Genomic DNA, 13,048 nt, shown 5'->3' on the forward strand with positions numbered 1-13,048 from the left:
AAGAACAGTAGAATCGGGTATTAGGAATCAAAAGGTGGAATTAGTGTGGCAAAAAAAGAAAATGATAAAGCAGCTTTATCAATGCGAACTGGAATATTGCAGCTATATAAATGGCATTTATATAATCATTTAGATTATTAATGAGGAATTTATATGAAAAAAGGTTTGATTTTATTATTTATTACTATGGTAATTGCTAGTATTACTATATATCAGCGTTATTATTGTGAGGAATTCCATAATAATATAGTTATTACTGCACAGTCTCATGAACTTGTAGACACTTCAATTGATGAATCAATTTCTAACCGAATTTTAGCAGTATATCCCACTAAATCTTACTATTATTATTTAGGCTATGATGGAATTGGTCGATATGATATCAAAAATCATATTTTAGATGTTTTAGAGTTCGAGATTTATGGAGATGAAATTGGACCTTTTAAAACCTATCATCCAAAATCTAAGATGGTTGTTAATAAGAAGAATACACTATATGATTTTTCAAAAGAAGATTTAGATAATTTTGAAAAAATGTTAATGGACTCTGAGCATAATGCACAATACTTTAATAAAAGGTGGTACCGTTCCGGTTATGAAGCTACTTTTTTGGATTTAGATAATCATCTTATTATTACGAATGATGTGAGAGGTGTAAAAAATACACCTACAAAAATTTTAATATTTAATGTGAGTGGCTTTATTATTATTGATAAAGAAACTAATGATATACGAGTTTATTTTGATGAAAGTATTGCGGGTAAAAAATCTAGAGACTCAGCTGTTTCAATCTTAAAACATGTTTATGGAGAACATCTGATAATTCTAAATAGTATAGATCAAATTGGAGAAGATGAGAAAATTGTTTTATTACAATTAAGAGATCAATACATTAGTAAAAAATAATTTGTGCGTAGTTAGAATTATTGGGCTCTAATAGAAGGCGGTTGTACAGTATTCTGCTTGTAGCCTCTTTAAAATATAAGAAATACCAAGAAATAATAGCGATGACCACCAGGAAAGCTATGTGTTAACAAAGATTAAAGCAGCTGAATTGGTACAACTTAAAGTAAAGCGAGATACTACTATTATTGGTTCTACCGTATCTGGTAAAAAGGTAGAAGTAGACACAGGCCGTGATTTACATATTCAAAGCTTACAAGATGTAGATAACTTTAAAGAATATAGTAAATCTGCGGGATTCTCCGTTTCTTCTAAACCTAACTTCAAGGATCTAACTGGTAGTATTAGTGCTAGTGTAGGACGCATTGATAGCAAATGGAATGGTTATAATAAAATGTTAAGTAGAATTATAATTTTTGGTTTAATTACTTGTTGAATAATAATTGAAATTAGGATTACTTGGATGAATATGAATAGAAGTTGTTTTAAATTGAGCAGATTACCAGCTGTTGTTAAAATTTATGTTGGTTTTGTCTTATTTGTATCCATACTAATAGGACTTATTAATTTTCATGCGTATATTAATAGGCCGGAGCAGATGCAAAGTCTTCAATTATATGAACAAAAGTTAGAAACTATATCCTCAAAAAAAGTAAATGAGAAGTATTATGCATCTGGCAGAGCATCTCAAAATAATAATCTTGAAATTACATATGACTCTGTTACAATTGACGATGTTAAAGAGATACTTTCAAAACAAAATATAGGTTGGAACGAGATAAGCAAAAATCGTATAGTTGGACACGATTATGATACTAATGTTTATATCGAACTATTTAAAGAACGAGGTTCTAATAAAGTGATTTTAATATTACAAAAAAGAAACTAGAATTTTCTTACGATAATAAATGATTTGTATTACTTATTGATGTTTATACTAGTCATATGTATTTAGTATTGGGAAATTTTTATATTAGATATAGTTTCTGTGTATGCTAAGAAAATATCGTTAATGAAAAGGGCCCCAATTCAATTATTGGTGCCCGTTCGAGTTATTCATTATAATTTTGTTTCCATAGCATTAGAAGACATTCTTTAGTCTGTAGTTGATTGCGATGAGTGGACCCAGGGTAGTACTCTTGTTAGCGACAGTACTGTACGTATTACAGCTCGTGATTTACATATGCAAAGAGGTCGGCCAACCCCAGTAGGTAGTTTATTCAATTATGCATCGATGAAATATGAAAGCTCTAATATTGATAAATATGGGCCTGAGAGAGCAATGGCTAGAGTGAGTGGAGATTTATTTTATGATTTTTAATGCCACAACATATATTACAATTTGTATATTTATCATATATTTATTCTATGTTTTTAATGTTCATTCATTTCGATTAAATAGTATAGACTTAAAAAAAGTATAGAACTTAAGATTTGTCAGTTAATAAAAGGAGTGGCTGTATTAGGCGGTACTATAACCCCTCGGGGTTATACCTTATGGGGTAGAAGAGTGTTTGTTATAATTTTTCTTGTGGCTATATTGGGTGATATTTATTATAAAAATAAAGCTGTTAAAGAAGTTAGTGATTTGTCAATTCATGATAAAGAGCATTTATGTAGCTCTGCTAAAATGCTTTATATTTACTCTATACCTTTTGTATTGGTATGTCTGTTTATGATCTTTGCTATGGATCTTTAATGGTTTATATTTATGTAAAAATATGTATATTTATCTGAATGCAAAAGAAGGGGCTGTTTTGTTACAGTCCCTTTTAGAGGGGAATAGAGTGAATGGTATCAAATAATTTACTTGGTTTGTTTGCATTTTTGGCAAATGCCTGCAATCTCTAAATGATGTTCCGTCACAGTAAATCCTGCATCTGTTAGTTCTTGTGGCATTTCTACAACGGGACATGTATGGAGTGGCACCATGTCACCACACTTAGTACATACTGCGTAATGACGATGTGTATGAGGAGTAATCTCATAGTATGCCATATCACTACCCATGATAGTGGTTCGTGTAATAATTCCCTTTGTTTCTAACATTTCTAAGGTTCGATATATAGTAGACATCCATGTTGTGCCATCACTGATTGTTTCCGCAATATCTAGGGCCGTAATAGGTTTTGTTGCATCAGTTAATACAGACCAAATAGCTTCGCGCTGTTTGGTCTTTTTTATGCCTTCAGGCCAATTTGTAAGTATCATAATATCCTCTTATTTGCTAAATTGTAATCGACGTATAACCGTCTTTATATTCTTGATTACAAGCACTACCAATAGAATAAATACTGATGTAAGTGAAACAAATCCACCTGGTGCTACATTGAGATAATAAGAGCCAAAGAGGCCTATAATCATAGCTAGTAAACTAAATCCAATGGAACACAGTAATGTCGTTCTAAACCCTTTTTCTAGCTGTAAAGCCGATGCGACAGGCAAGGCAATCATGGCACTTAATACAAGGACGCCCACGATTTTAATAGAAATGGAGACCGCTGCCGCCATTAAGATAGCAAAGATATAGTTGATTAAATCTACCTTTACGCCTGCTACTCGGGCCGCTTCTTCGTCGTATGCTATATAGAGTAAGGAGTTATATAGTAGATACAACGTGAGTACCGATAATATGGTAAGCATAGCAATACTGATCATATCCGCTGTATTAACGGTGAGAATGCTACCAAAGAAGAATACGTTGGCATTAGCTTTCAACTTGCCAGAACTGATGAGAGTAATGGCTGTACCAATACTGAGGGATAGGATTATGGTGAGAATCAAATCGAGGTGATGAGAAAAATATTTCCGCAAGAATTCAATGAGCGCACCACAGATAGCTGTAAATATGAAAGCCCCTACAATAGGGTTTGTATTAGTTAACAAACCTAATGTAATCCCTGCAAGGGACGCATGACTCATGGTGTCCCCAATCATACTGGAACGGCGAAGTACCATGAAAATACCGATACATGGGCAGAGTAGGGAGATGCAAATGGCTACAAAGAAGGCGTTTTGCATGAAATCATAACTAAACATGACGCACCTCCTCAATCGTAGTATCATCGGCCTGAGCCTGAGCCTGAGCCTGAGCCTGAGCCTGAGCCTGATTCTGATTCTGATTCTGAGCTGTTACATCTGTAAAACAGGAGCAGTTTTCATGATCTATGGGGTTATGTCCCGTGTTGTGCATGATTTCGCTTGCATATTGTTCAGGAGAACAGAGGTGACCTTGGCCGTTGGCAATATGATAGATATTGGTTGAATTAGCGAGTGCCATCTCTAGATTATGCTCAACAGAGATTATCGTAATATGATGCTTTTGGTTTAAATCCCGAAGAAGCGCATAAATACCTTCTTGGCTTTTACGATCAATACCCGTAGATGGTTCATCGAGGATGATGAGGTCAGGTTTGCCGATAAGGGCACGGGCGATAGATACACGTTGTGCTTGTCCGCCAGATAATTTACTGATGAGGCGGTCCTTAAATTCCGTCATATTAGTGAGTGATAATACACGATTGACTTCATTTTTATCTTTGATTTTTAAAAGCTTGCGGTATGAATCGAGGATTTCTTTTACTGTAATAGGAAATCCTGCATGAGAAAAATCATTTTTCTGTGATACATAGCGAATATTCTTTGTATCTCGTGTGATGGTTCCTTTCACAGGGGTTAGAAAACCTAGTATGAGACGCAAGAGCGTACTTTTACCAGAACCATTATCGCCTACAATGGAAATATAGTCGCCACTGTGAACCTCTAAATTAAGGTCCTTTAGCACATAGGGCGGTTGATTATGGTAGGAAAAATATAAATGTTGAATTGATAACATAAAAACCACTTTTCTAATTGACAAAATTTTCAGTACGTTTATACTATAATTATATTACAAATGCAATTGAGTCGCAACTGCAATTAAGGAATGGTATATATTCTATAATAGCATATGTACTCAAGGTTTTAGAAAAGGAGGCCTACTATGGTCAAAAAACTGGTTTTGTTAGTAGTTGGTGTATTGATGGCTGCTCTATTTGCAGGCTGTGGTAATGACGCACCGAAGGAACAAGCAAGTAAAAAGATCCAAGTGGTAACAAGTTTTAATGCGATGGCTGAATTCACAAAGGCTATTGGCGGAGATAAGGTTGAGGTATCTACCATTATTCCAGATGGTGTTGAGCCACATGATTTCGAGTTGAAACCTGAAAATATGAAACAATTGGCAACAGCTCAAGTATTTGTTTACAATGGTTTTGGTATGGAGCCTTGGGCACAACAAGCAATCGATGCTGCTAAAAATGATAAGCTCGTAACTGTTGTAGCAACTGAAGGTGTTGAGGCGATTAAAAACACTGACCCTGAAGAAATTAAAGAACATGGTGCCGAAGATCCTCATGCATGGTTATCTTTGAAAAATGCTAAAATTGAAGTGAAAAATATCAAAGAGGCTCTTGTAAAAGTAGATCCTAAAAACAAAGATTACTATGAAAAGAACTATACTGAATACGTAGCAAAATTAGATGCTATGATTAAAAAGTACGAATCGGAATTTGCAAAAGCACCTCATAAAAACTTTGTGACAGGCCACGCAGCCTTTGCATACCTATGCCGTGATTTTGGTTTAGAACAAAATAGCGTAGAAGATGTATTTGCTGAAGGTGAACCAAATGCAGCACAATTAGCAGAGCTTATCGAGTATGCTAAAGAAAATCACGTCACTACAATCTTTGCTGAAGAAATGGCTAGTCCAGAAGTATCCAAAACATTAGCTCAAGAGGTAGGTGCTAAGGTAGAAACTATTTACACTATCGAAAGCAACGAAGATGACAAAACATATCTTCAAAGAATGGATGAAAACTTGACTAAGATTTTAGCAAGCTTACAATAATTAGATAGTATACAAATTTAAATAATTCTTAACAAAAATATATAAAAAATCGAAAGCAAGGTATAGAGTATGCCTTGCTTTTGTGTTATAATAAATGAGCAGTTCATGAAGGACTGCTTTGTTTAGGTCCGACACATAGGTCCTAACAAATGTGTTGAAGTATTAGTATGTATTAAAAGAGGACATATGATTGAATTTTTAGATCGATTAGCAGGTCCCATAGATACAGACAGCGTACGTATATATCGCCGTCGTACTAGTGTTGTCTAATTAATCGTAATGATAGTTCTAGCCATCATATGCTATCAGTTTACTGTAATTGGAGATACGGTCTATGCGGATTCCATGCGAAACTTCATTATGAATCCCACCATATTTACAAGACTTGAGCACCTTAGCTTGCTTAATGTTGTTGAAATTAATGGGCTGTTAGAACAATTGAATAATAAGACGCCTCTTTGGGATATGAGTCATTGGCTACTATTGATTGTGAAAGCGCTATTTATGGCAGTCCTCATTAGTCTCTATGCTCTGTGGCGCTCACGCCATTGCTATACCATGACCGTTCTGACCGGCGTATTTCATTGTATTGCATATGCACAACTGGTAATTGGTATCTATATGTTCAGCTTAGGGGTTCTTATTAGCTTTGCTAAGGCTCCTATAGTGCTAGTGTTATTGCTCGGCGTATTTCTAAGTATTATCTGTGTATTACTGACGATGTCATTGCTTACCGTAGTAGGACGTGTAAGTGGAGCTACTATTTCGGGCAATACCTTTGAAGGTTTACTCGTTATTACTGGCGCATATCTCATATGGGTTTGCATTAAATTTATAGGCTTATTATTATTCTAACAAGGCATACCCCTGTAAAGGGGAGGTGCCTTGTTGCTTATGCATCATAAAAAAGAGCAACTACGAATTATATATCGTAGTTGCTTTTTTCGTATGCATCAAATAGAAATCCTACATTATCTTCGTCGTATTCAATTTGCTCTGACCACCGTCGAATCTGCTCTGGTAGATTCCCAAATTCTCTTGCAGCTAGACTAATAAAGAGGGTCGCATCAAAGGCGTATTGTACAAGGGCATCCAATGAATATTCTGCAAGCATATCGATTTGTCGATATAAAATATATTGGTACACCTTGTTAAAAATGGCTTTATCACGATTAGTAGTTTGTAAGAGGTCAGTTGTATTATTAACAGTTGTATTAGCAAGGGTTGCTTTCAAATGACCTAATTGCTGTGTCCATTCTATATCAATGGGTTCAGTTTTTGCATATAAATCAATTAGCTCCTGGCAATATGATATTGATTGATTCATCTCTAACTGACAAAGTTCAGGGTCAATATCCAATGCTAGCAGTTCAAATATATTCTCTAATAGGGGACGTTCATCTGCTCCAAACTCGCCCTCATCATCCTCTATGGTAAATTGCACTTGATCGCCTTTGGAGGATAGCAACTTTTCTACGGATTCTTCACAGGAGAGCCCTACACCACAAAGCTCTAGATCTTCTATGTATTTATAGAAACGAGGATGCATGTGGCATGTTTCGCATAAACCTTCTTCACCGAGCTCTAACACCACACGACATAGACCATCCTCTTGTAAAAGAGGACAGGTCGGTTGTTCGTCGCTAAATATAAAATGGGCCCCTTCATCATCGATGGTAATAAAATTGCGAAGGTCTTTCCCTAATTGTGTAGGTAATGCGTTGTATTTAGCCGCAGTATCTTTGTCAATATCGATGGTCCATTTTTGGCAGCATGTGTGACGGCAATTATTTGCTTTACATTGAAATGTGTGATAAAAGGTTGGATATAAGGAAATCATAGTACTCACTTGTATGTATTGATTAGATAGTATATAGATATATAAATTGTATCATAAGTGCCGCTGTGTGTGATTATTTTATTCGTGAAACACCGTTTATTGTGTATAATAGAGATATATGGAATATTTACTAAACTATTTATGTAGGAGGATATTATGAAATCTTTGTTAGTAAAAGGTAGTATTGCGTTGGCATTAGCAGCGGCATTTGGGGTAAACGCACCTGCTGTAAATGCGGCTGATATTGTACCTGTAGAACCAACAGTAGAGGCTGTTGATGCTAATCATGCAGGGATTGCGGGTGCTAATCTTTTGCTTAATGCCTTTATTGAAAGACATCCAAAAGCAGCGATTACAGAAATTGCATTTGATGGCGAAGATAGTCAAATCAAATATGAAGTAGAGGGCTTCGATACAACTGGTAGATATGAGTTGAAATATAATTTCAGTACAGATCAAATGAGCGAAACAAAAGACGGGGACTACAAAGTTGCTTTAGAACGCAAAGCCTTTGACCCTACTCGTATTTTGCCGCCACAAGCTATCGTTAACTTTGCCTTTGCTCAAGCACAAGGTCAAGCGACAAGCCTTAATAGCTGGTCTGTAAAAAATGAAAAAGGCCGATTCGTATATGATGTAGACTTTGGTGCAGCTAATCATCAAGAAATCGAAGTCATTATTGATGCTTTCACAGGTGAATTACTTTCTGTTAAAGGCGTTAAATAGTTGCATTTATTTTGATGCAATGATATAAATTTAATTATGAATCCAATGCCACAAGATTTTGGCCTTGTGGCATTTTTATGTTTGTTTGAGAGAGGTGTATGCTATGCAGTTTAAAGAAGAGTGGAGAGCGTTTCTAAGCAATATAAAAAGTATAAAGGAGAATAGGCGGATAACGAACTTCCCGTATGCGTTTGCGATTATCAATATCCATATTATTTATACGTGGACCATGCTTATCTTATTAGCATCTGTTTTAGGCGGTCGCGTAACTATGACTGTGGACAAGGGGATAACCATGTCGGCTACATCGCCTTTTCTTATCAGTGGCCCTACATTCTTTTGGTGTGCAGCTATATTAGTGTTTATAACGAATCTATTGGTTGCGGTACTCATTAAAAGACGATATAACGATGTAAATCGCACGTGGGCGCCTGCTCTAGGAACCTTTGCCTTTATCGTTGTTATTATAACAAACCTTGTACTTTGCATTACATTCCTCAAGCCTATTCTTATAGGAGCTCATCTGTCCCTTGATGATACATTTATGTTCATGTTTAGAGGTAGTGCGATAATGCATTTGGTTTGTTTAGCATCCTGTTTACTCCGTAAAAATAAGGCCCGTAATACGTATGGATTACCTGATGGAGGCCAAGTGATAGGGAATTATGAATTGTCCTATGAAACAATTATGCCTATTGCTAAGGAAGGTGAAAGCTGGACTGATTCACTGGGGATTGGCAAGGGGTTAGAGTCCTATAAATATATGTTTTTTGATGGCGTTATAGACTATAAAAGCCGCACTAAGCGCCATGAAATTTTCTGGGGAAACGTTCTATTTTGGTTGATTTATATTATTGTTGCTGTAATCTTACAAAAGGTATTACCCTTTGCCGTATCTTCGTATTTTGTAAATGAATTTATGAATAATTTTTACGGTGGCCTTATGGGCGTATGGTGGTTAGCGGCTAATATTGCTGCTTGTTATCGGCGATTACATGATGCGGGGCGCAGTGCTTTCTGGATTCTTGGGTTTTTAATTCCTTTTGTTAATGTATATAGCTATTATTTGGTTAACTGGAAGCCCTCTTTAAAAACGGTAAATCCTGTTTCACATGAAGAATAGTCAGTACTATAAAGAATAATTATTACTGCAAGGAATAATTGAATAGGCCTATTGGCTGTACGAAAACATATCGCTCCTATTTCTTGGGAGCGATATGTTTGTTTTTGTGAAATTTTCTAAAAATTTGCTCATGAATTATGGACTACTATATTTATTTTGACATGTATTCTTTGAATTTATAAAGAGTACTCATAATATGGGCATTGTAGTACATATAGTCATTAATATGAAATGATTATTCATGAATATAAACTCTTATATTATATGGTGATATAGCTAAATTTTCACATATATTTCATGCCGGATAATAGTAAATCTTAATAATTTAATTTATATCTCATATGAGATAGGTAAGATGAATTCAGTTAGTGAATAACTACTATACCATTACACGGAGCTAGCGCTATCCCATCGGCGCTAATGAATGCATAACATCTCCCATATGCATTCACCAGGGCCCTCTGGTTGGACAGACTTACGTTGACTCTCTCCTATGTTATCTGTCGCCTTTGGGCCTCCTTATGAAGGGCTTCCCTCCCTTTTCATAAATATTATCTTTTCCACACACACATGTGCATGGTATAGGAGAATAAAAGCATCACCAAGATATTGGTGGTGCTTTTATTCTTGAAAGAGGCTGATTTCGTAAATCCGAATATCAGCCTCTTAGTCGTTTATATATATTGTCGTGGTACTCGATCGGAGAACCCACAGAAGATTTCATAAGGAATAGTGGACGCAAGCGCTGCAATTTCAAGAGCTGAGATACTTTCATGACCTTGAGAACCTAATAATACAACCTTGTCGCCTGGTTTTACTGTAATTGTATCTGGCACTGCCACCATGAATTGGTCCATACAGATACGGCCTACTACAGGGCAACGGGTACCTTGGATGAGGACGGTACCACGATTGGATAGGCTGCGAGGATAACCATCAGCATAGCCAACAGGAATCGTTGCAATGGTCATTGGCTCAGGAGTCACATAGGTAGAACCGTAGCCAATGCCTTCACCGGCATCTAGATGTTGTACATGTACCACTTCGCTATGGAAAGAGAGTACCGGTTTAAGACCTAGACGATTTGGCACGTCCAGAGATGGCATGATGCCGTATTGGATAATACCAGGTCTAGCATCTGTAAATAAGCTATCTTTGACAGACAATAATCCTGCACTATTGGCGAGGGAAAAACGATAATCCTCATTTGGACGGAATGCTCGGATTTCATCTACCATTTTATGGAATTTTTGCGCTTGTCCATGTGCGTGGCTTTGATCTGCCGCATCAGCATTACTCATATGTGAAAAGAATCCATCCACTGCAAGATTAGGGTAGGATTCAACCCGTTTGATAAATTCTACTGCGTATTCTGGGGTAATGCCAATACGATGCATGCCCGTATCAACGGCCACTGCAACGCGAATAATCATATCGTGATTATCGGCCACCTTGTTGAGGGCTTCTAAATCAGTAGATTCACAAACAGCCGGAATAGAGTTCGTATCGGCGACGAGCTCAAAGGATTGAGGTCTAGTAAGGCCTAATAGATAAATAGGTACCATAATGCCTGCATTGCGAAGCGGTACTGATTCCTCTGGAATGGCAACGGCTAATGATTCATACCCTTCCTCGACAGCGATACGCCCCATCATAACGCTGCCGTGACCATATCCATTAGCCTTGATTACGGCCGTGGATGTGCTCCACTCAGGGAGGCTATCTTTTATTTTTCGTAGGTTCTCTCGAACCAAACTTGTATCTATCGTTAAATATGTTGGTCTCATGATATTCATTACTCCTAATTTACATTACTTTTATTGTATAACTTTTGTGGAATTAAACAATAGTTTTTGTGAAAGTTTATGCTAAAATTTCATTTATACTTATTATCTAGATGTTATTAGTCATAATTAGTATAGGATGATATTGAATATGACGTATAATTCACAGCTTTTGGTAGTATAATTAGTATATGAGATGCTTTCACAAATCATAGAAACATAGAGGAGGATATTATGAACGAACGAGTTGTAGTGGTAAATGCAGGCAAGATGAATTATGATCATTTACTAGATTTTTCTGTTTTATCAAATGATGTACAGGTCTATGACGATAGTACTAATGCAGAGCTTATTGAACGTATTCAAGGGGCTCGTGTGGTGGTAACAAAAGAATTGCCTGTAGGGGCAGATTTACTCTCACAATTCCCTGACTCAGTAAAACTCATCGTAGAAGCGGGTACTGGATATAATAATATCGACCTTGATGCGGCGCGTGCAAAGGGGATTACGGTGTGTAATATCCCTGCATATAGCACAGAACGTGTAGCACATACAGCGATTATGATGATCCTCAATTTCGCGTCTACTATGCAACAACAAATCGATATGCTCGCTAAAGGTGATCGCAGTAATTTTACAAAACATCTACAAGTGAGCCACACAGAAGTGAATAGTAAAACCTTAGGTGTTGTTGGCGCTGGTCATATCGGTATGGAAGTTATCAAGGTAGCAAAAGCACTCGGTATGAATATTTTGGTTCATACGCGCACACCAAAGGCTGATGGAGATGGCATTCGTTATGTAAGTCTTGATGAATTACTAGAACATAGTGATTATATTACCTTACATTGCCCATTGAATGAGCAAACTAAACATATGATTAATAAGGATACAATCGCTAAGATGAAATCATCGGCAATCATCATTAATACTGGTCGTGGTGCACTCATTAATGAAGCAGACCTTTGTGAAGCATTAGCGGCTAAACGCATTGCAGGTGCAGGCCTTGATGTACAAGAGGTAGAACCTCCCGCAGAGGATAGCCCTCTATATACACTCGATAATGTTATTATCACACCTCATATGGGATGGAAAGGTCTTGAAACACGCCAACGCTTGGTAGGCATCATTCGAGATAATGTACAAGCCTTTTTTAAGGGTGAACTAATTAATGTTGTATCTTGATAGAATTTAAATAATTATATAATAGGTTCTATAACGGCATGGAAGTAATTGTCTAATTTTGTAGGCGATTCTTTCATGCTGTTTTTTACCCACCATAACACCATTTCGACAAAACTACCTGAAATATGATTGATGATAAAGTCATCCGGTAGATTTGTATTTGCTATACGGTCTTGATTGATGAAATATCCTTGCACCAACTCATTTAGATGATCTCTAAAATAGCGCAAAAAGATTTCGTTATTATCACTAGCTAGTAGTTCGAGGATTTTATTTTCATTTTGCTGTAAATGTTGTAATAAATGACCAAATACTGAGACTGGGTAAATACTTTGTTGATAAAGCCCATGAGCATGAGGTAAATGATTAATACTATCTTTTATATGTAAAAATAAGTCTTCGCAGAGGGCTTCTAGTAAAGCCTCTTTTGTGTCGAAATGAGCATAAAATGTGGTGCGGCCAATATCTGCGGCACTAATGATTTCTTGAACGGTGATTTTGTCATACGCCTTTTTAGATAATAATTCGTTAAAAGCTATAAATATGGCTTTGCGCGTTCTTTTCTGTCTACGATCCATATTAACTCCTGTCATACTTTT

At 36.4% G+C, this 13,048-nt stretch carries 14 protein-coding genes; 8 read left to right on the forward strand and 6 right to left on the reverse strand.

What is annotated here, in order from left to right:
* The first annotated feature begins 153 nt into the window (after nucleotides 1–153).
* The 3 genes from VEI_RS00670 to VEI_RS00680 all read left to right on the forward strand — a co-directional run bounded on the left by VEI_RS00670 (nucleotide 154) and on the right by VEI_RS00680 (nucleotide 1,792).
* Entirely contained in the window at nucleotides 154–906 is a 753-nt protein-coding gene (locus VEI_RS00670) for a hypothetical protein (protein ID WP_059361236.1), read from the forward strand.
* Nucleotides 907–988: 82 nt separating this feature from the next.
* Nucleotides 989–1,339 (forward strand): hemagglutinin repeat-containing protein, encoded by a 351-nt coding sequence (locus tag VEI_RS10470; RefSeq protein WP_082161439.1) that lies wholly within the window; start codon nucleotides 989–991, stop codon nucleotides 1,337–1,339.
* Between the two features lie 27 nt (nucleotides 1,340–1,366).
* Entirely contained in the window at nucleotides 1,367–1,792 is a 426-nt protein-coding gene (locus VEI_RS00680; protein WP_223209304.1) for a hypothetical protein, read from the forward strand.
* Nucleotides 1,793–2,709: 917 nt separating this feature from the next.
* On the opposite strand, the gene VEI_RS00690 is transcribed toward VEI_RS00680, so the two are convergent.
* The 3 genes from VEI_RS00690 to VEI_RS00700 are packed head-to-tail and all read right to left on the reverse strand — an operon-like array spanning nucleotide 2,710 to nucleotide 4,738.
* Nucleotides 2,710–3,114: a Fur family transcriptional regulator gene (locus VEI_RS00690; protein ID WP_059361242.1), complete on the reverse strand. Its 405-nt coding sequence runs from the start codon at nucleotides 3,112–3,114 to the stop codon at nucleotides 2,710–2,712.
* Nucleotides 3,115–3,123: 9 nt separating this feature from the next.
* A complete protein-coding gene (locus tag VEI_RS00695) occupies nucleotides 3,124–3,942 on the reverse strand; it encodes a metal ABC transporter permease (protein ID WP_059361245.1) in 819 nt (272 codons plus the stop codon).
* Entirely contained in the window at nucleotides 3,935–4,738 is an 804-nt protein-coding gene (locus VEI_RS00700; protein WP_059361247.1) for a metal ABC transporter ATP-binding protein, read from the reverse strand. Before VEI_RS00700 ends, VEI_RS00695 begins: the two co-directional genes overlap by 8 nt.
* Nucleotides 4,739–4,885: 147 nt before the next feature.
* Between VEI_RS00700 and VEI_RS00705 the strand changes: the two genes are divergently transcribed.
* Both VEI_RS00705 and VEI_RS00710 read left to right on the forward strand, forming a co-directional pair.
* Nucleotides 4,886–5,791 carry a metal ABC transporter substrate-binding protein gene (locus tag VEI_RS00705; RefSeq protein WP_059361249.1) on the forward strand — a complete coding sequence of 302 codons (906 nt, stop codon included), beginning with the start codon at nucleotides 4,886–4,888 and terminating at the stop codon, nucleotides 5,789–5,791.
* A 345-nt stretch (nucleotides 5,792–6,136) separates the two neighbouring features.
* Entirely contained in the window at nucleotides 6,137–6,646 is a 510-nt protein-coding gene (locus tag VEI_RS00710) for a hypothetical protein (RefSeq protein WP_223209305.1), read from the forward strand.
* 67 nt (nucleotides 6,647–6,713) lie between these two features.
* Here VEI_RS00710 and fliB read toward each other — a convergent pair whose 3' ends face one another.
* The gene (fliB, locus tag VEI_RS00715) at nucleotides 6,714–7,631 is read right to left on the reverse strand and encodes a flagellin lysine-N-methylase (protein ID WP_059361251.1); all 918 of its coding nucleotides are present in this window, start codon (nucleotides 7,629–7,631) and stop codon (nucleotides 6,714–6,716) included.
* Nucleotides 7,632–7,787: 156 nt separating this feature from the next.
* On the opposite strand from fliB, the gene VEI_RS00720 reads away from it, so the two are divergent.
* Together VEI_RS00720 and VEI_RS00725 are read left to right on the forward strand one after the other, a co-directional pair.
* The gene (locus VEI_RS00720; protein WP_059361253.1) at nucleotides 7,788–8,357 is read left to right on the forward strand and encodes a PepSY domain-containing protein; all 570 of its coding nucleotides are present in this window, start codon (nucleotides 7,788–7,790) and stop codon (nucleotides 8,355–8,357) included.
* Nucleotides 8,358–8,460: 103 nt separating this feature from the next.
* A complete protein-coding gene (locus tag VEI_RS00725; RefSeq protein ID WP_059361255.1) occupies nucleotides 8,461–9,480 on the forward strand; it encodes a DUF805 domain-containing protein in 1,020 nt (339 codons plus the stop codon).
* A 674-nt stretch (nucleotides 9,481–10,154) separates the two neighbouring features.
* On the opposite strand, the gene alr is transcribed toward VEI_RS00725, so the two are convergent.
* Nucleotides 10,155–11,267 carry an alanine racemase gene (gene alr / locus VEI_RS00730; RefSeq protein ID WP_059361257.1) on the reverse strand — a complete coding sequence of 371 codons (1,113 nt, stop codon included), beginning with the start codon at nucleotides 11,265–11,267 and terminating at the stop codon, nucleotides 10,155–10,157.
* Nucleotides 11,268–11,498: 231 nt separating this feature from the next.
* Between alr and VEI_RS00735 the strand changes: the two genes are divergently transcribed.
* The gene (locus tag VEI_RS00735) at nucleotides 11,499–12,449 is read left to right on the forward strand and encodes a 2-hydroxyacid dehydrogenase (RefSeq protein ID WP_059361259.1); all 951 of its coding nucleotides are present in this window, start codon (nucleotides 11,499–11,501) and stop codon (nucleotides 12,447–12,449) included.
* 14 nt (nucleotides 12,450–12,463) lie between these two features.
* Here VEI_RS00735 and VEI_RS00740 read toward each other — a convergent pair whose 3' ends face one another.
* Nucleotides 12,464–13,027: a TetR/AcrR family transcriptional regulator gene (locus VEI_RS00740; RefSeq protein ID WP_059361261.1), complete on the reverse strand. Its 564-nt coding sequence runs from the start codon at nucleotides 13,025–13,027 to the stop codon at nucleotides 12,464–12,466.
* Between the last annotated feature and the right edge of the window lie 21 nt (nucleotides 13,028–13,048).

This window comes from Veillonella tobetsuensis (genome assembly GCF_001078375.1).
Lineage (GTDB): Bacteria > Bacillota > Negativicutes > Veillonellales > Veillonellaceae > Veillonella > Veillonella tobetsuensis.

Bases quoted from the DNA above. Each gene is read 5' to 3' on its own strand.
- VEI_RS00670 (WP_059361236.1), top strand. From the start codon at position 154: ATGAAAAAAGGTTTGATTTTATTATTTATTACTATGGTAATTGCTAGT.
- VEI_RS00680 (WP_223209304.1), top strand. From the start codon at position 1,367: ATGAATATGAATAGAAGTTGTTTTAAATTGAGCAGATTACCAGCTGTT.
- VEI_RS00690 (WP_059361242.1), bottom strand. From the start codon at position 3,114: ATGATACTTACAAATTGGCCTGAAGGCATAAAAAAGACCAAACAGCGC.
- VEI_RS00695 (WP_059361245.1), bottom strand. From the start codon at position 3,942: ATGTTTAGTTATGATTTCATGCAAAACGCCTTCTTTGTAGCCATTTGC.
- VEI_RS00700 (WP_059361247.1), bottom strand. From the start codon at position 4,738: ATGTTATCAATTCAACATTTATATTTTTCCTACCATAATCAACCGCCC.
- VEI_RS00705 (WP_059361249.1), top strand. From the start codon at position 4,886: ATGGTCAAAAAACTGGTTTTGTTAGTAGTTGGTGTATTGATGGCTGCT.
- VEI_RS00710 (WP_223209305.1), top strand. From the start codon at position 6,137: ATGCGAAACTTCATTATGAATCCCACCATATTTACAAGACTTGAGCAC.
- fliB (WP_059361251.1), bottom strand. From the start codon at position 7,631: ATGATTTCCTTATATCCAACCTTTTATCACACATTTCAATGTAAAGCA.
- VEI_RS00720 (WP_059361253.1), top strand. From the start codon at position 7,788: ATGAAATCTTTGTTAGTAAAAGGTAGTATTGCGTTGGCATTAGCAGCG.
- VEI_RS00725 (WP_059361255.1), top strand. From the start codon at position 8,461: ATGCAGTTTAAAGAAGAGTGGAGAGCGTTTCTAAGCAATATAAAAAGT.
- alr (WP_059361257.1), bottom strand. From the start codon at position 11,267: ATGAGACCAACATATTTAACGATAGATACAAGTTTGGTTCGAGAGAAC.
- VEI_RS00735 (WP_059361259.1), top strand. From the start codon at position 11,499: ATGAACGAACGAGTTGTAGTGGTAAATGCAGGCAAGATGAATTATGAT.
- VEI_RS00740 (WP_059361261.1), bottom strand. From the start codon at position 13,027: ATGGATCGTAGACAGAAAAGAACGCGCAAAGCCATATTTATAGCTTTT.